The following is a 279-nucleotide window of genomic DNA, read 5'->3' on the forward strand; positions in this document are numbered from 1 at the left end:
CAGCAAATATAACATGATAAACATGAAACACATAGTCGTTTTAACAGGAGCTGGCATAAGTGCCGAAAGTGGTATAAAAACCTTTAGAGATGCCAATGGTTTATGGGAAGGCCACGATGTTATGGAAGTTGCTTCGCCAGAAGGTTTTAGAGCAAATCCTGAATTAGTTTTAGATTTTTACAACCAACGCCGTCGTCAACTTTTAAGCGTAAAACCTAACCAAGCTCATATAGATTTAGCCGAACTTGAAAAAAGCTTTAAGGTGTCAATTATTACCCA

At 37.6% G+C, this 279-nt stretch carries 1 protein-coding gene; it reads left to right on the forward strand.

The window, feature by feature from the left end; all coding sequences use genetic code 11:
- Positions 1–22: 22 nt before the first annotated feature.
- The coding region (locus ACNG5D_RS16110) for an SIR2 family NAD-dependent protein deacylase (RefSeq protein WP_418184545.1) at positions 23–279 on the forward strand (257 nt) is incomplete at its 3' end.

It is taken from the genome of Algibacter ulvanivorans (assembly GCF_048381495.1).
GTDB lineage: Bacteria > Bacteroidota > Bacteroidia > Flavobacteriales > Flavobacteriaceae > Algibacter_B > Algibacter_B ulvanivorans.